Raw genomic sequence first — 20377 nt, forward strand, 5'->3', positions numbered from 1 at the left:
TTCTTTAGCGTGCCTAAAGTGTATTTTCGGTTCCGGTTTTCTGTTTTTCTTGACCTGATCCAACGGGATAATCGTGCGAAGCTCCTGAAAAGCGAGTATCACATGTCTTGCCACGATCGGCTGACGGCTTGACTGTCAAATATAAATAAGAGGGCATCACCAAATTCACTCATAAAGGTTAGGAGGAATTCAGAATGACGTGCAAACAGGAGAATCTGACAAGCGAAACGACCATCGTACCCGGAAATATCAATATCGACGTGGCTGCGGCCACGCCGGGCGGCAAACGCAGGCTGATGCTGAGCGACAATCCCGAAACGCTCAAACCCGAGATTCTGCCCGGCCAGGATGGCACGCTGTGGCATGATGTGGTGCGGTCGGATGAGAAGACGGTAAAACACCGCGTTTTCGGCTGGCACTATAACAAGACGGGCGGCCCCGTCAAAATCGGCGTAACGGTGGAGAATAAGTCTGCGGAACGGCTGGAGCTCCGCCACATCGAGCGCGAGCTGCGTATTGTGCCGGAGGACGGCGACTGGATTATCGATGTCGGCCAATGCATCGCCAAGTCCTGTCTGGCGGGAACGATGGAGCGCATCAGACCCGCAGACAAGCATAAATTCGGCTGTGGAGTCGCACTGATCGAGGAATTTGAAGCCGCCGAAGGTGATCTGGCCGGATTTGTCTATGAGTTTACAGTGGAATATGCTGAAGGGCATGGCCTGCTGGATTACGAGGTGCGTACGGTGGTCAGTAGGGACACTTCCGCCGACCTGCGGCTGATCACCTCGGCGCCCCTGCCGCTTGTGCCTCCGCCGCAGGCCCATCCACGCGGGAGCTGGGCCTTCAGCGAGACGGATGCCGTAATGCCAGAGTATGTCGTCGGCACCAGTGCGAACTACCGCGCCTGCGCAGCCCAGCGGTTGGACGGGTCATTGCCTGCCGATATGCTGTTCACGGCAGCCAGCAGCGAGCTGCAGCCAGCGCTGGATAACCGGGGACAGTTCGGGGTCATTTACAATGTTACCATCCCGATTATCAACAACTCGGACGGGGAGCGGGTGATCCGCATAGACGCCAACCCGCGCGGCGGCGCATTCGCCGGTTCAGTAAAAATCGACGGCAAGATCTACGGCATTCCGCTCATGGAGACGAATACGGAAGTATGCCGACTGGCCGAAATCTCTGTACCTCCAGGGGCCTCCTCCTGTTCGCTCAGCTTCATGGTGGCAGGCAGCGCAAGCACACCTCTGGGCATCTATGTGACCACCCTCAAGTAGGGGGACCGAAGGGCGAGTGGGGTAGCAATTGGAGGAATGGTTCGTTCTTGGAGCGTCTTAGTATGCTACCCCATGCCCGCTGACTGGCCTCTCCTCAGGCTTGCCGAACAAATAACCCTGCGCGAGCGAGACACCTGCTTGCCGGCAAAATTCAAAATCCTCCCACTGCTCAATCCCTTCAGCAAGCACCTGACCTGCAAAACGCCCGGCCGATTCGACAATCTGGCTGATTTGGCGCTGCTTATCCGCATCCTTATGGCAGCCGTCGATAATACCGCGGTCAATTTTGACGTAATCAGGCTGGAGCCTGTTCATGACTTCAAGCGTAGAATAACCCGCACCGAGATCGTCCAGGGCAACAGACATTCCCCGGCTGCGGTATTCATCGAAAATATGCTGAATCTCTCTCATGTCATCAATTCGCTCCGTCTCCACCACTTCAAATACAAAGTCCTCCGGATTCAGCGCCAGTTGGTCAATTGTATCGAACGTACGGCTCAGGCAATATTGTAAATCATGGATCGATGAAGGCAGAAAGTTAATGAATCTCTTGATGCCCCTGGGCAGCCAGCGTGCGCTCGTTTCCACGGCCGAGATCCGGGCGGCATTGTCAAGATAAGCGAGAAGACCTGTTTTGCGGGCAACTTCAAATAGCTCCAAAGGCGAAAATGGCCTGACCCCTGGCAGCGGACGCAGTAAAAATTCATATCCGATGATCCTGGTGTCCAGATTCACAATAGGCTGCATATAACTTGCAAAGCAGCGCTCCAAAATGACATGCACCAGCTCGCTGTACTCCATTCGGGATTTTACGATGTCCTGCGGCATCCAGGAACCGTGCAAACCCATATCCACCGCTCCGGATACCTGTACAAGCACATCACCTGGCCCCTCCTTATCTGTTATTGCAAGCAGCTTCAGGAGCTCCAGTAACTCTTCCCTGCTTGTATATCTTAGCTGTGCTGTATTATCCGGCAAAACTTCCATTTTGTTAAAAATAGGACCGAGCACTTCTACGAGCGATGGGACAACTGGGCGGAATCTTAGCAACCCTTGATCGTCGGAAGGCAGTATACCGCTGCAGCTGCTGCAATTCATTAAACAATCCCTCCGGAACATTTTTCCTGTATTCCGTTTTATTATAGCACGCAAAATAGAGCAAAAGAACTAGTCTATTGGCTTAATTCGCCAAAATTCGAGCTTTTTTCGATCTGTTTTCATCTCTTTACACTTATTTATTTGTATTATATTCAATTCATTCCCAAATTCCTTAGTCTATTGACACTATTCGCTTTAGTTTTGTTCGACAAAAAAGCCGGCATGGGGCGCCGGCTTCTTTGACAGGCAAATATTATGGAATCTGAATCGTCTGGCCGATCTGCAGACGGTGCACATTCCGGATTCCGTTCAGCTTCGCGATTTCTTCCCAGCTTACTCCGAACTTCAGGCCGATTCTGTACAGGTTGTCCCCCTTTTGGATCGTATAGGTCGATCCGGATGGCGGCGCTGGCGATGTTACTGGAGCAGGCTTGGCGGGAGCAGCCGGTACAGCTGCTGACGGCGTTTCCGGTTTTACCGGAGCTGCAGGCGTTTCTTCCGATTCCTCGGAAGGTGCAGACGACAGCAGCTTGTATTTGGCGAACCCATTCTCTCCGGCTCCTGCATAGGTGACGCTTGAGGTATCGGAGGCCAAGGCCTGGGCGTCAGGCGATGACACGAAGGTCACTTCCGCATTCCCGAATGGTGCGATGGACCAGTTGCCGTCAGCGGACGGGTTAATGCTGCCATTTTCACTGATATAATCAATGATGACCTGACGGCTTTCATCCGGTGCGGCCAGGACGATACGCTGTCCGTCCGGGTTGGCCAGCTTGGAAGAAGAAGCCCGGTAGTTGTTGGTAGCGACGATAAACTCCTGCTCAGGATCGATCGGCTTGCCATCGTAGCTCAGATTTTTAATCCGGTTCGCGGAAGCATTCGCCACGTTTCCTTTGCCGTCATACTTCGCCGGTTCGGTTACATCAATCTGATAGGTTAGCCCGTCAATGACATCAAAGTTATAAGTCGGAAAATCGTTATTAACCAGCGGCTGTTCACCGCTTTGTCCCGGATGAATCTGATTGAACTGCCCTGCCGACCATTCCAGCCACTCTTTTACCTCGGCTCCAGTAAGCTTCACGGCATATACCGTGTTCGGATAGACATAGAGATCAGCGACGTTCTTGATCGCGATGGTGCCTTCCGGAATGTTGGTGTAATAGGAGGCTCCAGAACGCCCGCCCGCTTTGAAAGGCGCTCCTGCAGACAACACCGGCAAGCCTTCGTACTCGGTTCCGGCAAGCTTCTGCTCCACATACCATTTCTGTGCATTGGTTACGATTTGAATGGAAGGGTCATCCTGAACCAGCGCAAAGTAGCTGTTGATCGGGGCGGTCGCCTTACCGACCGGTCCGCGCACATACTCCAGTGTTTTGGTATGCTCTTCATAAACGGCTTGCACCACCGCAGGGTCCGGCTCAGCCAGAGATGCCTTTTTCGTTTTGTCATAGATCGGGCGGGCAACGGATTGCGAATCCGCAACCGTCCATTTGCCGTCCTTCAACTCCAGCTCCAGGTCGACAACCCCCAGGTTGTCCCCCCAATAACCGGATTCAACAGCCGGCATCCCGTTGATCGTTCCAGCTTCCACATCAACCCCTGCCATGCCTTCAAAGGCTGCGCTTGGAAACACCTTGTGGGCATGCCCGAACAGGATGGAATCAATGCCGTCCACCTGGCTCAAATATTTAACCGCATTCTCCATATTTGGAGTCTCGGGGGTATCCTCATATCCGCTGTGTACGAGCGCAATGACGATATCTGCGCCGTCAGCCTTGATTTGCGGAACAAATTTCCTGGCTGTTTCCACAATATCTTTGGCGATGACCTTTCCTTTCAGATTGGCCTCGTCCCACTGATTGATTTGCGGAGGCAGCAGGCCGATGATCCCGACCTTAAGCGTATGCTCTGTCCCATCCTCATCAACGACTTTTTTATCGATAATCCGGTATGGCGTAAAATAGTTTTTATCATTGCTTTCATCATTGTCCCCGTCAACCGCATACACGTTGGCATTGATGTAAGGGAAATCGGCGCCTTTCAGCGCTTTCTGAAGATAATCAAGACCATAGTTGAATTCATGATTGCCCAGTGTGGCGGCATCATAATCCAGCAGATTCATTGCTTTGTATACCGGGTGGACTTCTCCGTCCTTAAGCGGGTTGATCTTGGCCACATAATCTCCGAGCGGATTGCCCTGAATCAGATCGCCGCTGTCAAACAGCATGCTGTTCCGGGCCTCCTCCCTCGCCTGCTTGATGAGTGTAGCTGTCTTGGCAAGCCCGTATTCGTCTGTCGGCTTGTCCGTATAATAGTCATAATTCAGCAGGTTCACATGTAGATCGGTCGTTTGCATAATACGCAGCTTGACCTCAGCGCTGTCTTCAGCGGCCCATGTCGGCAAGGCCGGCAGTGCAAGCACATTAAACGCGACAATTGTCGCTGCGAGGCTTTTTAGCCCTTTTTTTCGAAATTTCAAGATTAACCCCTCCTATGAAAAATAATCAGACGATTTATCCCTGCATAGGCAGGCGGCAAGAACCCACAAGCAATGATTATAATCTATGTATGTAAAATCTGTGCACATCCCTTGTAAATCCTGTCCCAAAAATCACCTGATTGATACTCATTCTAATCGAACTATGGTTAAATGGGTAGAGTTTTTATAACAAATCATGGCCATGTGTGAGTTTATGTAACATATTCGAATCCCCTTCTAGTGCTGGACAGTCAAGCCGATGGCCGATCGTGGCAAGACATGTGATACTCGCTTTTCAGGAGCTTTGCACGATTATCCCGTTTGATCAGGTCAAGAAAAACAGAAAACCGGGAACCGAAAATACACTTTAGGCACGTTAAAGTAAATAACGGATCAAATGAGGCACGAAAATACCTGTTGTTACGCTATTCAGGACCATCGAATGGGTCTATTATTTTTTGGATCATGCCTTATGGAGGAGCAGATCGGTTCGAGGTCATGAGACATTCTTTGGAGAAAGCAGAGCGTTTAGGTGATGTGAAACCGACCGAAAGAAGGAGGGAGAAGGAAGGAGCAGAGCAAGGCACCGAAAAAATAAAAAGACCCTGGTCCTCGCTCATGCTAACCCACAACGTTCAAGCAACTTACCCTAAGCCCCCAACCTTCAACCCCCGCATTCTGATCAAAAGGGATAATGGTGCAAAGCTGTATGGAAAGGCATCAGGCACTAGGCAACGGACACCAGACACCACCCTATAGACCCCCATCTCACTCTGGCTACTAGACTCTGAGAGGGGCGAATCCCCTTCTTGCAAGAAAACTAGCAAAAAGCGGTCTGCTTTGATTCAGCGTCAACCCCAGCAGTAGATCTCCGACATCTGCTGAACGGTATTCATCAGCTTGCCAATGCGATCCAGCAATTGCTCCTGATTTCCCGTCTGGTCCAGGCATCACGCACGGAACATGGAGAGGTAGCTTAATGAGATGCATATATCTGCATTTTATATGCATCAATTAGGAGTCCTGCTGTCCGAATGAAATCAAAGCCAAGGATACCATCAATTTCTATCCCATAATCCATAGCACCGATTTCAACCTTGCATCCGGACACTGTCCAATCCCCTAAAACCACAGCATCGAACCATTTTGTAAAAACAATTTCTGTTCCACCTATACCATGTATAATGGCTGTCCGATCCGTACCTTCCGGTCTCACGCCGATTTCTGCGACCTTATCCGCATCCAGGATAATTCCGGCCGAACCGGTATCCAGCAATACATTTTCCAGATAAAGCCGACGCCCAGAAAAAACAACGTCAATGCAAACAAGGGGGAGTCCGTGTAACAATCGCAGATCTATCGCCATCTTTTGAATCCGACCCATCTCTCTTCAAATTTCAAATCCGGACGTGACGTATGCAGAAAATAAATTTCTTTCCCTGGTTGGTCCCTGTGTAATTGCTTGTATCGTTTCATTGCATCTAGTGAGTCTCCGTAACGGTCGATGACTGTCACCGAATCAATGAACCGGAACCCACCTTCCGAATAGGCTTCGGCAGCCTCGAATACGACCCATTCTTCAGGGAACTTTTCTTGAACCTCTTCCCATCGCATTCCAATCCCTCCTGCTTTGAGTAGTTAGTATGATTATAACAAAACTCGACCAGATCAACATTTATATTGAACAATGCATCTCCTTTCACGGTTTGGATAAATTGCTTCTCGGTAAGACTCATCCAAATGGCCTAAAAGTATTCAATGATAAAGTGGAAGGGATAGGCTTGGCGCTCCGGGCTGCGGACAGGCAGCTTCCTGATCTCTTCGGGCATCACCCGCACGTAGTGTATTCGTGGTACAAATTGCTTCAGGATCTCGTTCTGCTTCTCGGCTGGAAGGGATTGGAATGTCTCGAACGATCCGCTCCTGTGCGCTGTGAGTTCCGCCTGGGGCATCGTCTCCAGGTTCCGAATTTGCCTTCGGAGCTTCTCTTTGGACTCGTACAGCAGCGGACGTTGTTCCATTAAGGCTTTCACCTTCATGACGATTTTCATTTTTTCCTGGATCGTGATTTTGGCCCGTCCGACTTCGATCAGCTGCGGCTGTGCCTGTTCGTTCTCCTGCAGCTGATGTTCAATGAGCAGCAGACGTTCTTTGAGGTCCATCAGGCTGTTTCGCAGCTCTTGCTGCTGCAAAAGCGCTGCCAGCCGATGCTCTTTGTGTCTCTGCAGCTCAGACAGCACTTTTTCTTCCAGCAACTGCAGCTTCATTCCCTGGTTGTTGCATTTCATACGGCTGTCAGGCAGCACATGTCTGCAATGCCTGATGAACAACGTATCGTTTTTTCTCTTTGCTATCTCAAGCTTTTTTCCGCACCTCCCGCAGAAGAGCAGGTCTTTCAGCATGGTGGCTCCCGTTTGACCAGCCGGCTTTTCGCGGGTGAACGTGCCTGTTTGCTCGCTTTTCACCCGTTTCCGATTCGCCTCTTCCCACTGGTCCGGTGAAATGATCGCGGGATGCACGTGTTCCGTGATGATCGTCTCCAGCACCTTGTAGCTGTACACGTTCCCTTCCCTGATTCGCTTGCGATCCCGATAAACGAGCGTGCCCTTGTACACGGGATTCCGCAGGATCGTCTGAATGTTGGTGGGCAGATAGTCATGCAACTGTTGGGTTTTGAAGCCATCACCGTTCAACAGGTCGGCAATCTTGCGGCAGCTGAAGCCTTGGAGGTACAGCTTGAACATGTAGCGAACCACCCCGGCCTCGGGCTCGTAAATTTCAAGCTGCCTGGTGTCCGGATTGCGTCGATAACCGTATGCGGCCTGCCCGCTGACATGCTCCCCCCGTACGGCCCGCTGCAATTTATTGGTTTTGGTTCTGCGGCCGATCATCTCATATTCCATCACGGCGTACATAGAGCTGATATCATACAATAAACGAGATCCCTCCGAGCCCGCCAGGTCAAACGTTTGGGTAGGTGTAATGATTTTCACATCATGATCGATACACGCCTTCTTAATCAGCTGTGACACAAATCCATTGCGGGAAAGACGGTCCAAAGCTACCACAAAAATGGCCTCATATCGTTCGATGTTGTGGATCAGCTTCTGCAGCTGGGGGCGTGCTTCCAGTTGATGCTTCCCCCCGCTCACAATTTCTTCGTATATCTCAAAGGTATACCCGTGCTCACGACAAAATTCCTGCATCAGCTCACGATGATTCTGCAGCGTGTCTTCATTTTCCCCCTTGGCCCGTGAAATGCGCAGGTAGAGTGCTCCGAATAACCCGGTATCGCCATTCATCATACTCATCCCCCATTTTATGGAGCCTGATTTCCTCAGAAAACTCCTGATTTTTCGAAATCGTCCAGCCCTTTCTCTAATACTTCATTGATGAACCGCGTTTTGAAGCCTTTGCTCTGTGTGGCAGCTATGTTGCTCAAGCGTTCAATGAGATCCTTACGCAGAAAAAGCGTCTGACGCATATAGATATCCTCAAACCGTTGCGATTTGCGGACTGAAGTGTATTCTGAGGCCTCGGCAGGCGGAGCCGGTGGATGTTTCGCCGTGATCTGAAACAAGGAATCGGTTACGGGGGAGGGAAAGGTGTCAATGAAGTCAACTAATGGCTGTTTTTTCTTCGCCATGCTCCAATACCTCCTTCACCAGCTCCGCGTATGGGGAAATATAACGATCTCCGGGCATGGACAAAAATGCGGGCCTTCGTTCATAGGCCACCGTGCTCGCGTATCGCATCGATTTCGGGATGATGGTTTCATACATGGTTAACCCATGGGAACGGCAGTATTCCCGTGCTAGTGGCAGCATTTCCGAGTACAGTGCGGTGACGTCGTCCACTTTCATGGCCACAATGCCATCGATGATGAGCTTCGGGCGGCGGTTCTTTTGAAAATCCTGAACGATTTCGACCGTCTGAATCATCGCGGCCATGGCAAACATCTCCGGCTCGAACGGAATGATGATCCGATCCGCAGCCCCCAGCACATTTCCCATCAGGATCCCGATGTCTGAAGGCGTATCAAGGAAGATATAATCGTACTGATCCCGAATCGTCTTCAACAGGTCTTTCAACCGATAGAGCGGATTCGGGGACATGTCAAAAGCAAGAGCGGCAATGCGCCGGTTAGATGGGATGAGGTCAAGCCGATTCATGAGTGGAATGCTGACCTCCTGAATAGGCACTCCTTCCATCATCATGTCATACAAGGTGTGCTCCAGCTGTGCAGGGGAGTGCCCAAAAGCGATGGCCAAATTCCCTTTAGGATCGGTGTCCACAAGCAATACACGAGCTTCGGGAAGCTCCCGAACCATCGCCGCTGCCAGGTTGCTGATGAAACTGGTTTTCCCTACTCCGCCCTTATTGGTGACCACCCCGTAAATGATACCCATAACGATTCCCTTCTTCCTCAATGTTGTATAGTTCATTCTATGAGGACAAACACGTTGTTAATTATGGAAATAACAGGAGTATATGCAACAAGGCGCTGCCTGACAGCCGTGTGGTATGAAAGTACGTTGTTACATGATGAAACACATTGCGGCACATGCTTAAAAAATACGAATTTATGAAGACTGCTGCGATGCAGTTTTTTTCTTTATGGATTCGGATCACGCTTAGCCTTCACGGAGACGTTTACAGAGACGTTTACGGAAACGTAGGAAGTACACGTAGGACGTACACGTAGGACGTACACGTAGGACGTACACGTAGGACGTAAACGTGAGACGTACACGTAGGACGTTTACGTCTCCATGATATGTTCAAGATTGAGCGAATCCTTCACACGTCAAATAACTCAATTCATTTGCCCCCTACTCCAGCTTCTTATCCAGGGATCGCCGTCTCGTAACATATCATTAAACTCTCTGCTAAGCATATGAAATGACAAGCTCCTTCCAGCAGTACAGTAGCTTATCACATTAGTATAGTAGCGTCGAATACCAAGCTTTCCTGAAGAGATCATACCCGAAAAGACATCGGAAAACAACGAACATAAGTGAAATACAGCCTCCGTACAGCCCTATCTGATGCGGGGGCTGCGACACTGGACTAGTTCCCACGAGTATCATCTCGTGCTAACACTCTTTAACACTGGGGGCATTCGACACGTTCGCGTCTACCAAATCATGATCTATAGAAGGATTACAAAACAAAGTGTAGCTCAAATCATGAGGCAAAGACGTGCAACAAAAAAGCAGAATTATGTTAACCTCCACTCGCCAAGCTCGGCGAATGAAGCGGGGAAGCCTTCCCCCTGGAGGCCTGAAAAAGCCCGGAAACACGGGATTTTTTTGATTATTCAGAAAAATTACGTGTGATAATTTTAGTTGCTATAAGAAATGACGTCCCGACTGGCGCAACAGGCGTCACGGGCGTGACCGGAGCGACTGGCATGACTGGTGCTACGGGGGTGACAGGCCCTACAGCTCCGAATGTCACGTCGAATTACATGACGGCGTTTAACGCTCAAGCGCAATTTGTTGCACAACAGGGAATCATAGAGGTTCCCGCTATATTTACGAACAATGGTACGGCCATCAAAAATGTAAATGGTGTGCTTACGCTGGCGGCGAATCAAACCTATTCGATCAGTTACACGGCTTCGGGTGTTCCACCTGTATCCGGTGGCATGACTGGCCTGGGAGCAGCTCTCCGGATTAACGGTACGACATTTATCCCTGGCGGTTCAGCATTTAATCTTGGAAATCCAACGATCAACTCGGTTGTAAGTTTAGCGGGTTCTACTATTCTTACGACTTCAGGGCCTACCTCCTTAGCTCTAGTCAACATTACATCAGTAGGGGGCGCAACATTTAACAATGCTGATATGAATGTAGTTAAGATAGCATAACTTAACTCTGAAATAGCATCTACTCTCGATCAGGCTATGGTCATGGATATGCTGATGGGGAGTCAACCCCGCCACTCTTCCAAAGAAACGCAAATAGATCAGGGGCTTTCATGCAAGGCTGCCCCTGATCTTGTTGAATGCCGTGTAGACGTCGGACCCTTATCATGAACGAAACCGGTATCTCGTTCGCTTTGATATGGGGTAATTTAGGAAAAATAATTGGATTTGTACCTTGTTGTTTGATAAGAGGTGGATTATGGGTCAACCAAGCATCTCGTTATGCATGATCGTTCGGAACGAGGAAGAAGTTCTGCCGAAATGTCTCGGCAGTGTCAAGCGCATTGTGGATGAGATCATTATTGTGGATACCGGCTCCACGGATGATACGGTGGCGATTGCGAAGTCCTTCGGGGCCAAAGTGATTGAAATGCCGTGGGAGAACAGCTTCTCGGTGGCTCGCAACCGGGGGTTGGATGAAGCGACGGGGGACTGGATTCTCTGGCTGGATGCCGATGAAGAGATCGATGTGACTGAGGCTGACCAGCTCAAAGAGCTGCTGACCCGGGATGTGATCCGGGAGCAGCATATCGAAGGCATCCAATTTTATTTTTGCAGCTATCTGGAGGGAGGCGGGGAGGAGCATCACTGTCTTCAACGCATGGTGCGGAACCGGCCGGAATACCGGTTTGAAGGAAGGGTACATGAACAGATTCTGCCGAATATGCTGAAAGCCAACCCCGGCATGCAAATCGGGCAGGTCGATATCCATATTTACCATGTTGGCAATCTTGTCAAAAACATTGTGCGTCAGGACAAAATCAGACGAAATCAATCGCTGCTCCTGCAGTCACTTGAGGAGTATCCAGAGTATCGGCAGTATCACTATTATCTGGGGATTGAGCTGTTTCGATTGAATGAATTGGAGCGCGCGCTTGAGCAGTTTAATACAGCTCTGGCCAACCCGGAGGGTTTTCTGCCGGTGGTGCTGTCCAGTGCGTATAAATACAAGCTGGCTATATTGGAAGCCATGGGGCGTTATGACGACATGGTCCGGTGCAGCATGGAAAGCATTGAACGGTTTCCGGACTTTACAGACCTGCATCATCTCAGGGCGGTCGGCTGGCAGGGTCTGGGGCAAACGGGCAAGGCCATTCATTCAATGCGACAAGCGCTGAGTCTCGGACCAGCCCCTGAGGGATATCCGTCTGTAACCGGATTTGGCACCTATTTGACCTGTCGGGATCTCGGAATATTGTACGTCTCTGTCGGAAATGTGAAAGATTCGGATTTGTATTTAACCCTGTCGAGCCTGATGGGTGGAGATACGAGGATCACATTCGAAGAGCCGTCGAATCATAATGATAATGCACCATCCTTAAGCCATGTGGGCCATTAGGCTCGCCCACCCAAGTCCATCCCTTTAAATAGAGCATCGAATATTTCCCAAGCCCCTCTTCGATAAATCCTCCTGCTCTTCTGAGCCAACATCGAAAAAAAACGCCAATGGATCAGAGACAGCCTTCGTTCAAGGCTGTCTCTGAAGGTGTTTAATACCGCGTACTATTCCTCAACATCCACCAAATCAATGATCTCACGAATATCCTGAATATTCAGGGCCGCTGCGATTTTTTCAATATGGCTGAAGCTGATGCTTTCTCTTTTGCCGTTGGATAGTTCACTTAATGCCGCTTGTCTGACATTTGAAATTCTGGATAACTCCCTTAATGAAATATGATGATCTTTAGCCAACTCTGCTATTTTTACGACAATTTTCTTGTTCATCTGAATCCCCTCGCATTACTAAATATATAACTTGACGATACGCGTGGGCGTATTGTACAATGAATTCATGAATGATACGCGAGAACGTATTATCACTACTGTAATACGCTTGTTCAATCCTTAGCATCTGACTGTACATAAACAACCGCTGTACTTTTCTAAGAAAAATACAAAGTAAAGGTGGAGCAACATGCAAAATGTATTAGAATCACTCTATTATGGTGATCTGGTTCCCCATGAGCAAAGCGCCTCCCATAGCCCGGAATACAGATTACTGAACGAACAAATTACCAAGTCCCTGAATCACTGGAAAAAGAAGCTTGCCGAAGAAGATTTCAACGAGCTGGAAGCTTTAACCGATCTATATTATCAAGTTCAGGAAATTGATATGGCCTCCTCGTTTACAACCGGCTTTAAGCTTGGCGCAACCCTGATGATTGAAGTGCTTTCCGGCATGAGCCCGCCTGTCCCACAGCAGGATACCTGAGTTCCTGATTACCGTTATCATATCACAAACAAAAGATCCACTTCATAAACTTCAAATTCTCCCAGGAGCCTGGAACGTCAAGCCTATCCCTTCCGCTTTACCATTGAATATTTTTAAATCATGGGAATGATACACATCGCGGCTCCTACCAAATCATGATCTATAGAAGAATTACGAACTCAACTTTCGCAGAGCCCAAATCCACCGAATCATCCGTGCTTGACAGTCAAGCCGATAACCGATCGTGGCAAGGCATGTGCACTCTCTGTCCGGTGGCTTTGCACGATTATCCCGTTGGATCAGGTCCTCGTTGCCGCTTGTGAACCCAAAGGTTTCCGATGTCCTCGTTCATGCTGCCCCACACCGATCAAGCCACGCACATCATGCTCACCTTTTCCCGTTTAAGTACTGCAACTAGGCCGCAGCCGCAAGAGGCTGAACCGATTGGCGCGCGATCAGTCGGCGGTAAGGGATCGCCGGAATCGTCACGCCCATGTACAGCAATTTCCGCCACATTGTTTCTTCCCCTAGGCCCTCCCCAACCCTCAACTCCCGCATTCTGAGCAAAAGGGATAATCGTGCAAAGCTGTATGGAAAGGCACCAGACAACACACTAACCTCACTCTGGCTACTAGACTCTGAGAGGGCCGAATGCCCTTCCTGCAAGAAAGCTAGCAAAAAGCGGTCTGCTTTGATTCAGCGTCAACCCAGCAGTAGATCTCCGTTTTACCCCGTTATTTCAGGGCTTGTTTGACGATTTCATGCTGCGAAAGTTGAGTTACCAAAAAAAGTGCATATCACTCAAATTATGAGGCAAAGACGTGTAACAAAAAAAGCAGAATTATGTTAACCTCCACTCGCCTAGCTCGACGAATGGAGCGGGGAAGCCTTCCCCTCTGGAGGCCTAAAAAAGCCCGGAAACACGGGATCTCTATGATTATTTAAAAAATTACATTGCTGGCATAACTTCGTCAGCATCGCTGTCTAACGGATCATGTTCAGCCTTATAGGCCGTCAACTTCGCCACCCTTCAGCCGTTTATATGGCTCTGAAGGGTGGCCTTCAGCATGAAGTAGTGCCTTTCTTGGAGATAATCTGCTAAAAGTGAACACTACAATGGCAAGTGACTTACTTTTAGGAAATTTAGGGAAAATTTCCGCTAAATATGGTAACTTTTCAGCTGCCGAATTACTACCAGACGAGCTTGAACTGCTTGTTCAATCCCGTAATGTTACCGTGAATGTTATGAGGCAAAGGGGGAAATGCCAATGCTGACCGTCGAACAAGCGTTAACGAAACTCAGTGAATATGGAATAACCAGCAGTATTCAGATGGTGCGCCGCTGGCTGCGCAATGGGGTGATCCAGGGCGAGCGAACCGAAAACCGCAAGGAAGGCTGGCGAATCCCGCCGGACGAACTTGATCGGTTTATACAATCCCGTAATGTCACCCCAAAGCAGGATTTTGTGGATTACCCGCGTAGATCTGCAGAAGAGTGCTGGGGAATTCATTTGGAAAACATTTGCAAATATGGGGGGGGGGGGAGTACCCACCTTCAGATGACATCATCGAAGCCGTTAAAACGTCCATGTTTGGAATGTTGTACCCGCATGATGAAGAACACGCCCTTGTCCGGATTCATCTGCGGTTTGAGTGTCCATTCACCGGCAAGCTCTTCGGATCGATGGACGAGCTCGTACGCGCCGCAATTTCGCACCTCATCAGGGAGTACACTGCCGTGGAGCAGCACGATGCTGAACGAACAGGAGCAGACGTATTGCACGAGGATGAGGAGATACCCTATCTTACCCACATTACGCTTAATACAGGTCAGGTTCGACGCATCTATCCGGGCGAGGTGGACAAACAACTATATGCTGCCATGAAACGGGTTTGGAAGGACTCCTTCAAATCTGAAGGGGTGCAGCTATTTGAGGGATATCGATTCAAGAGCTTTCAATCCAGACGGGTTACCGTCGGAACTCTCTGTAATGGAAAAGGAATACCGATTTTAACGACCAACTGTTGCCAATGGGATGATGGAACGTACTGGAGAATACTCCAGAATGAATCTTGGATTCCGCTTGCGACCCAATCCAGTGAGCCTCCCCCCACTCCATATGTGGCAGATCAATTGGGGTTTGGCTTCATGCAACATGAAGATGCGACGGCATGGACAGAGGATTTTTCGCGATGTTTCGGTTGGCTTGTGTTGGATGCAGAACAGGTGATTTTAGAGAGCAAGGGTGATGAATCTCCGCGACAAGCCATTTAACCAACTCATCGCCCCCTCAATCATCGAGGCTTGATCGTGCAAATACTTCTGTCTATCTTCATACAATCGACGGGCTTCCTCATCCTGACTTAGAAATTCTAATGTAGTCATCGTCAATACCTCCCATTTGGATTTATCAGCACCTTTCAGGAACAACAGCCAGTTGACCAATCCTCCACTTTCTACATTCTTCAACATTTTACAGGATTGGCCTTCCTGAAGCTGCCCACTGTACAGTTTTGGTGGGGGCTGTTTGACGCTTACCTATTTTGAGAAGCCAACTTGTCGGATTTGCTCCCCCGCAAATAATCCTGCATTTGTCGATTAAGCTCTTTCCGATCATTATCAGTTCTCGGCGGGATCGCTATCACACCATCGCCAGCCTCTGCCAATTTATCAAAAGCATCAATCATCTTATACAGATCGTCCTTCATAATGGTGGTACCTCCTCTAAATTTAAAAATCGTAATTACGAAATAATATAGCACTTTATTAAGTCATATGCTACAATAAAACCATAAAGGTATAAGGAGCGGGATACATGAACAGTGAGTTAAAGGAATTGCTGCAATCCGTAATCCGGGAAGAACTTCAACCGGTTCATGAGCGCCTTAATAAGATTGAAACAGATCAGCAGGAGATGAAACGAGCCGTCCTGGATACGAATGAACGGGTTATGGAAATAGGTGACTTTCTGGAGAACCAGCACAGAACTATTGAAATTCTCTCTGCCCGCTCCATTCAACAAGAAGCTGAATTGAAGAGCGTTACCGGGAGCGTTGGTTATCTTGTCCACAAAATGGGCGAACATGACCGGGACTTACACGTTATCAAAACGCAAAAGGCTTAGAACGGGTGCGGCACCGAGGGTTTTTCGGATAAGTCCCTCTGGACACTCCGGCCGTGAAGGCATATAATCAACGTTAGTTCATATAACTGAGCCCGCAAAATCTTCAAACAATGCGGACGTGTCAAGGCAGCAAGCTGCCGTCTTGATGCTCCTTCATACAACTTGCCAGGGGTGCTGGAATCGGCCGGCTGAGATTGTGTCCCCAGACACTGACCCTTACAACCTGATCTGGGTAATGCCAGCGTAGGAATCGCTATAGAGTGACATGTCTTTTTTGACACCGTCATTCCTTCCTTTGGTAGATTACAAGCGTCCCGGATAACGGGGCGCTTTTTTTTGCAGGATCACGGCAGATGACAGCATTGCAGAAAGAGCACGGGTGATGAAGAAGGGAGAAGAAAGTATGTTTTCTTTGCAAAAATGGGGCCTTGGAGCGGTATGCTGCCTGCTCCTCATCCTGACCGCCTGCGGCGGGCAATCGTCCGCTCCACAGGATACGAACGCTTCCGGGCCTTCCGGCAGCGGCAGTACGGCCTCCGGGAAGCTGAAAGACGTCAAGGTAGTGCTCGACTGGACCCCCAACACCAACCACACCGGATTGTATGTGGCCAAGGACCAGGGATACTACGAAGAAGCTGGTCTGAATGTGGAAATTGTACAGCCCGGAGAAGGCGGCGCCGATCAGATGGTCGCCTCCAACGCGGTTCCGTTCGGCATCAGCTATCAGGAAAGCGTCACCCAGGCCCGCACACAAGGAGTTCCGCTCGTCTCTATTGCGGCTGTGATTCAGCATAATACGTCCGGCTTTGCCGCTCCGGTGGACCGGGGCATCAAGTCGCCCAAGGATTTTGAAGGCAAGAAATACGGCGGCTGGGGCTCGCCCGTCGAGGAGGCTGTCATGAAATCCATCATGGAGCTGGACGGCGGGGATGTCAGCAAGGTGCAAAACATCAACATGGGCGATGCGGATTACTTCACCGCAGTCAAGCGGGATATCGATTTCGCCTGGATATTCTATGCATGGACAGGAATTGAAGCCGAGCAACGCGGTGAGCAGCTGGATATGCTGTACGTCAAGGACTATTCCAAGAGTCTGGATTACTACACACCGGTCATCGTCACGAACGAAGCGACCCTCAGCAGCGATCCTGAGCTGGTAAAAGCCTTCATGAGCGCTACGGCCAAAGGTTATCAATATGCGATTGACCAGCCGGAAAAGGCGGCGGAAATGTTGTCAAAGGCTGTGCCTGAGCTGGATAAAGAGCTCGTACTGGCCAGCCAGCAATGGCTGAGCCCCCGCTATCAGGACGATGCCGCACAATGGGGTGTCCAGAAAGCGGAAGTATGGAAAAACTACGCCGATTGGATGTATGAGCGCAAGCTGCTTGACAAACCGCTGGAGGCCGAGAAAGCCTTCACCAATGATTTCCTGCCACAAGACGGCAAATCCTGATTTAATTCGGAAAGGAGACGGTTTTTCATGGCTAACACTCTGTTGAGTATTCAGGTGATTCCCAAAACGCACGGTGGAGAGGACAGCATTCCTTACGTCGATAAAGCGATTGAGGTGATCCAGCGCTCAGGCGTCAAGCATCAGGTCAACCCGCTGGAGACAACTATGGAGGGCGAGCTGGATGAGCTGCTGCATATCGTCAAGGAAATGCACATCGCACTTACCGAGGCGGGAATTCCAAGCGTCATTTCCCAGATCAAAATCGCTCATAATCCGAATGGAATCAGCATGGATAAGCTGACCGAAAAGTACCGTCCATGAACAGGAAAGAAAGCCTCTATTCTGTGTTCAGAAGCGTATGGCCGCCCGTTGTGGCGGTCCTCTTCTTTTTGGCGGTATGGCAAGCCGCGGCGGTCTTCCTGCACATTGAGCCCTGGATGCTGCCAAGTCCGGCCGGCATCGCCGCCGAAGCGGCCGCCCAATCCGCCCTGCTGGCGGATCATACCTGGGCTACCGTCAGGCTTACGCTGAGCGGTTTTGCGATCGGCACCGCCGTCGGGCTGCTGCTGGCCGTGCTGCTGCACCTGATCCCTTTTCTGAAGCGGGCACTGTACCCGCTGCTCATTCTGAGCCAGAACATTCCGACCATTGCGCTTGGACCGCTGCTGATGATCTGGTTTGGCTTCGGCCTGCTGCCCAAGCTGATGGTCATTACGCTGGTCTGCTTCTTTCCTGTCGTTGTTGCCGCCCTGGACGGGCTGGCGCAGACGGACCGGCTGATGATGAACTATATGCAAATGTCAGGCGCAAGCCGGATGGGCATCTTCCGCAAGCTTGAGCTGCCACATGCGCTGCCTTCCCTCTTTTCAGGTATGAAAATTGCCGCCACCTACAGCGTGATGGGGGCCATCGTGGCCGAATGGCTCGGGGCGAGCGAGGGAATCGGCTATTATATGCTGCTGCAAAAATCAGCCTACCGCACAGATCGGGTTTTTGCCGCGATTGCCATTATCGTGGCCCTAAGCCTGATCATGTTCCTGCTCATTGCGCTGCTGGAAAGGCTGCTGATTCGGTGGCGGCCGGAGCAAAAATAGGAAATGAACCGGTCTGGCAAGCGTTATGCCTGTGCAGAGGAAGGAGTATGAGAGGATGGATGGAAAGGAAAATAACCGCAGGGGTGACGGAGAAAAAGCAGCTTTGAATGTTGAACAGGTGAGCATTGCTTTCCGGCAGCGGAAAACCCTGCTCCCTGTGCTCAAGGACATTTCCCTGACCGTGGAACGCGGAGAGTTCGTTTCGCTGCTCGGCCCTTCCGGCAGCGGCAAAAGCTCGCTGTTTCACCTGATCGGCGGACTGCTGACACCGGATCAGGGGTGTATTTATATGGATGGTGAGGATGTAACAGGCACGCGCGGGCGGATCAGCTACATGCCACAGCAGCCTGCCCTGTTCCCGTGGCGGACGACGCTGGACAACGTCCTGCTCGGGCAGGAGAATGCGCCAGGGCCAGACAAAGAGCCCCGCCGCGAGGCCCGGGAAGAGGCCCGCCGCCGGCTGGATGAGGTCGGGCTCGGCAAATTCGCCGATGCGTACCCGCACACGCTGTCCGGAGGAATGCAGCAGCGCGCGGCCTTTCTGCGGGCCATGCTGAGTCCGCAGGAGCTGATGCTGCTCGACGAGCCATTCAGCGCGCTGGACGAACTGACACGGTCGGACATGCAGCAGTGGCTGCTGCAGATGTGGGAACGCCACCGCCGTTCCGTGCTGTTCATTACGCACAGCATCGAGGAGGCGTTGCTCCTGTCCGACCGCATCTACGTGCTGTCTGCCAGACCGGCGTCGGTGCTGCAGGTGGTGGACGTTCCTTTTGCAAGGCCGCGCCGGGAGGAAATAACCGCAGACAAGGCATTTGTGGAATTGAAGCATGAATTAAGCCGCCAGATGCGGGAGGAAAAAGCGAAAAACACAGCCGCATGGGCAGGTGGCACCGTATGAGCCTTTTTGCTCCTTTAATCGACGCCCACATTCATCTGGACAGCTATTCAACTGAGGCGCGGGCAGCCCTCCTGTCCTCCATAACCGCGAGCGGCGTAGAAGCGGTCATTGCCGTCTCCATGAATCTTCCGTCATGCGAAGCCAATTTGCGCCTCGCTTCCGAACGACCCGGTATGATCTTTCCGGCGTTCGGCTACCATCCTGAGCAGCCTTTACCAGGCCCGGCAGAGTTGGACCGACTGTTCGACTGGATGGAACGCCATGCGGACCGGATGGTTGCCGTAGGAGAAGTCGGGTTGCCTTATTACACCGCCCAGGAAGCTGTGAGCAAGGGGGCCTCCTTTGACCCAAGCGGTTATGTTGAGCTGCTGGAACGGTTCATCCTGTTCGCCAAAGGGCATGACAAACCTGTAGTGCTGCACGCCGTGTACGAGGACGCCGATATCGCATGCACGCTGCTGGAACGGCATCAAGTCACCCTGGCCCATTTCCATTGGTTCAAGGGCAGTCCGGCCACCACCCGGCGCATGGCCCGGAACGGATATTATATCTCCTTCACGCCGGACCTGCTGTATGAGCCGGAGATCCGGGTATTGGCAGCAAACTATCCGCCATCCCAAGTGATGGCGGAAACGGATGGCCCCTGGCCCTTTGAGGGCTCCTTTGCCGGACAAACGACCCATCCGCGAATGACGGCCGACGTCATCCGGGCGTACTGCAGCATCCATGACATGACCGAGGCTGAAGGCAGACGGCTGTTCCATGCGAATACCCGCCGCTTTTACCGCCTGTAGCCCCTCTTCGCC

General features: G+C 50.9%; 21 protein-coding genes, 1 pseudogene and 1 riboswitch. Of the genes and pseudogenes, 11 read left to right on the top strand and 11 right to left on the bottom strand.

What is annotated here, in order from left to right:
• Positions 1-194 precede the first annotated feature (194 nt).
• A complete protein-coding gene (locus ACE41H_RS19010) occupies positions 195-1280 on the top strand; it encodes a hypothetical protein (protein WP_375357151.1) in 1086 nt (361 codons plus the stop codon).
• A gap of 57 nt (positions 1281-1337) precedes the next feature.
• On the opposite strand, the gene ACE41H_RS19015 is transcribed toward ACE41H_RS19010, so the two are convergent.
• The 7 genes from ACE41H_RS19015 to ACE41H_RS19045 all read right to left on the bottom strand — a co-directional run bounded on the left by ACE41H_RS19015 (position 1338) and on the right by ACE41H_RS19045 (position 9266).
• Positions 1338-2378, bottom strand: coding sequence for an EAL domain-containing protein (locus ACE41H_RS19015; protein ID WP_375357152.1), 1041 nt, complete (start codon positions 2376-2378; stop codon positions 1338-1340).
• A 253-nt stretch (positions 2379-2631) separates the two neighbouring features.
• Complete coding sequence (locus ACE41H_RS19020; RefSeq protein WP_375357153.1) at positions 2632-4857, bottom strand: bifunctional 2',3'-cyclic-nucleotide 2'-phosphodiesterase/3'-nucleotidase; 2226 nt, start codon at positions 4855-4857, stop codon at positions 2632-2634.
• A 976-nt stretch (positions 4858-5833) separates the two neighbouring features.
• Positions 5834-6223, bottom strand: a complete 390-nt coding sequence (locus tag ACE41H_RS19025; RefSeq protein WP_375357154.1) for a retropepsin-like aspartic protease — start codon at positions 6221-6223, stop codon at positions 5834-5836.
• Positions 6214-6471: a hypothetical protein gene (locus ACE41H_RS19030; protein ID WP_375357155.1), complete on the bottom strand. Its 258-nt coding sequence runs from the start codon at positions 6469-6471 to the stop codon at positions 6214-6216. The genes ACE41H_RS19025 and ACE41H_RS19030 overlap by 10 nt, the downstream gene beginning before the upstream one ends.
• 131 nt (positions 6472-6602) lie before the next feature.
• Positions 6603-8162, bottom strand: coding sequence for a recombinase family protein (locus ACE41H_RS19035; protein ID WP_375357156.1), 1560 nt, complete (start codon positions 8160-8162; stop codon positions 6603-6605).
• 32 nt (positions 8163-8194) lie between these two features.
• Complete coding sequence (locus tag ACE41H_RS19040) at positions 8195-8503, bottom strand: hypothetical protein (protein ID WP_375357157.1); 309 nt, start codon at positions 8501-8503, stop codon at positions 8195-8197.
• A complete protein-coding gene (locus ACE41H_RS19045) occupies positions 8475-9266 on the bottom strand; it encodes a ParA family protein (RefSeq protein ID WP_375357158.1) in 792 nt (263 codons plus the stop codon). The genes ACE41H_RS19040 and ACE41H_RS19045 overlap by 29 nt, the downstream gene beginning before the upstream one ends.
• Positions 9267-10270: 1004 nt before the next feature.
• On the opposite strand from ACE41H_RS19045, the gene ACE41H_RS19050 reads away from it, so the two are divergent.
• Together ACE41H_RS19050 and ACE41H_RS19055 are read left to right on the top strand one after the other, a co-directional pair.
• Positions 10271-10729, top strand: a complete 459-nt coding sequence (locus ACE41H_RS19050; protein ID WP_375357159.1) for a hypothetical protein — start codon at positions 10271-10273, stop codon at positions 10727-10729.
• A 256-nt stretch (positions 10730-10985) separates the two neighbouring features.
• Complete coding sequence (locus ACE41H_RS19055) at positions 10986-12125, top strand: glycosyltransferase family 2 protein (RefSeq protein WP_375357160.1); 1140 nt, start codon at positions 10986-10988, stop codon at positions 12123-12125.
• A gap of 164 nt (positions 12126-12289) precedes the next feature.
• Here ACE41H_RS19055 and ACE41H_RS19060 read toward each other — a convergent pair whose 3' ends face one another.
• Positions 12290-12511 carry a helix-turn-helix domain-containing protein gene (locus tag ACE41H_RS19060; protein WP_375357161.1) on the bottom strand — a complete coding sequence of 74 codons (222 nt, stop codon included), beginning with the start codon at positions 12509-12511 and terminating at the stop codon, positions 12290-12292.
• Positions 12512-12701: 190 nt separating this feature from the next.
• On the opposite strand from ACE41H_RS19060, the gene ACE41H_RS19065 reads away from it, so the two are divergent.
• A complete protein-coding gene (locus ACE41H_RS19065) occupies positions 12702-12998 on the top strand; it encodes a DUF6809 family protein (RefSeq protein ID WP_375357162.1) in 297 nt (98 codons plus the stop codon).
• Between the two features lie 1555 nt (positions 12999-14553).
• Here the strand turns inward: ACE41H_RS19065 and ACE41H_RS19070 are convergent.
• Positions 14554-14781 carry a hypothetical protein gene (locus ACE41H_RS19070; RefSeq protein ID WP_375357163.1) on the bottom strand — a complete coding sequence of 76 codons (228 nt, stop codon included), beginning with the start codon at positions 14779-14781 and terminating at the stop codon, positions 14554-14556.
• Between ACE41H_RS19070 and ACE41H_RS19075 the strand changes: the two genes are divergently transcribed.
• Positions 14776-15273 (top strand): hypothetical protein, encoded by a 498-nt coding sequence (locus ACE41H_RS19075; RefSeq protein WP_375357164.1) that lies wholly within the window; start codon positions 14776-14778, stop codon positions 15271-15273. The genes ACE41H_RS19070 and ACE41H_RS19075 overlap by 6 nt on opposite strands.
• 9 nt (positions 15274-15282) lie before the next feature.
• Here the strand turns inward: ACE41H_RS19075 and ACE41H_RS25310 are convergent.
• Positions 15283-15450: pseudogene (locus tag ACE41H_RS25310) on the bottom strand (Rpn family recombination-promoting nuclease/putative transposase); the annotation flags it as partial.
• A gap of 83 nt (positions 15451-15533) precedes the next feature.
• Positions 15534-15707, bottom strand: coding sequence for a hypothetical protein (locus ACE41H_RS19080; protein ID WP_375357165.1), 174 nt, complete (start codon positions 15705-15707; stop codon positions 15534-15536).
• A 107-nt stretch (positions 15708-15814) separates the two neighbouring features.
• Here ACE41H_RS19080 and ACE41H_RS19085 point away from each other — a divergent pair, with 107 nt between their 5' ends.
• The 6 genes from ACE41H_RS19085 to ACE41H_RS19110 all read left to right on the top strand — a co-directional run bounded on the left by ACE41H_RS19085 (position 15815) and on the right by ACE41H_RS19110 (position 20365).
• Complete coding sequence (locus tag ACE41H_RS19085) at positions 15815-16123, top strand: hypothetical protein (RefSeq protein ID WP_375357166.1); 309 nt, start codon at positions 15815-15817, stop codon at positions 16121-16123.
• Positions 16124-16280: 157 nt separating this feature from the next.
• A riboswitch (TPP riboswitch) is annotated at positions 16281-16391 on the top strand.
• 135 nt (positions 16392-16526) lie between these two features.
• On the top strand, positions 16527-17576 hold the full coding sequence (locus ACE41H_RS19090) for an ABC transporter substrate-binding protein (protein WP_375357167.1): 1050 nt from the start codon (positions 16527-16529) through the stop codon (positions 17574-17576).
• 27 nt (positions 17577-17603) lie between these two features.
• A complete protein-coding gene (locus tag ACE41H_RS19095) occupies positions 17604-17897 on the top strand; it encodes a thiamine-binding protein (RefSeq protein ID WP_375357168.1) in 294 nt (97 codons plus the stop codon).
• Positions 17894-18670 carry an ABC transporter permease gene (locus ACE41H_RS19100; RefSeq protein ID WP_375357169.1) on the top strand — a complete coding sequence of 259 codons (777 nt, stop codon included), beginning with the start codon at positions 17894-17896 and terminating at the stop codon, positions 18668-18670. Before ACE41H_RS19095 ends, ACE41H_RS19100 begins: the two co-directional genes overlap by 4 nt.
• A gap of 55 nt (positions 18671-18725) precedes the next feature.
• A complete protein-coding gene (locus ACE41H_RS19105; RefSeq protein ID WP_375357170.1) occupies positions 18726-19571 on the top strand; it encodes an ABC transporter ATP-binding protein in 846 nt (281 codons plus the stop codon).
• Complete coding sequence (locus ACE41H_RS19110; RefSeq protein WP_375357171.1) at positions 19568-20365, top strand: TatD family hydrolase; 798 nt, start codon at positions 19568-19570, stop codon at positions 20363-20365. The genes ACE41H_RS19105 and ACE41H_RS19110 overlap by 4 nt, the downstream gene beginning before the upstream one ends.
• Positions 20366-20377: the final 12 nt, after the last annotated feature.

It is taken from the genome of Paenibacillus enshidis (assembly GCF_042136365.1).
Taxonomy (GTDB): domain Bacteria; phylum Bacillota; class Bacilli; order Paenibacillales; family Paenibacillaceae; genus Paenibacillus; species Paenibacillus enshidis.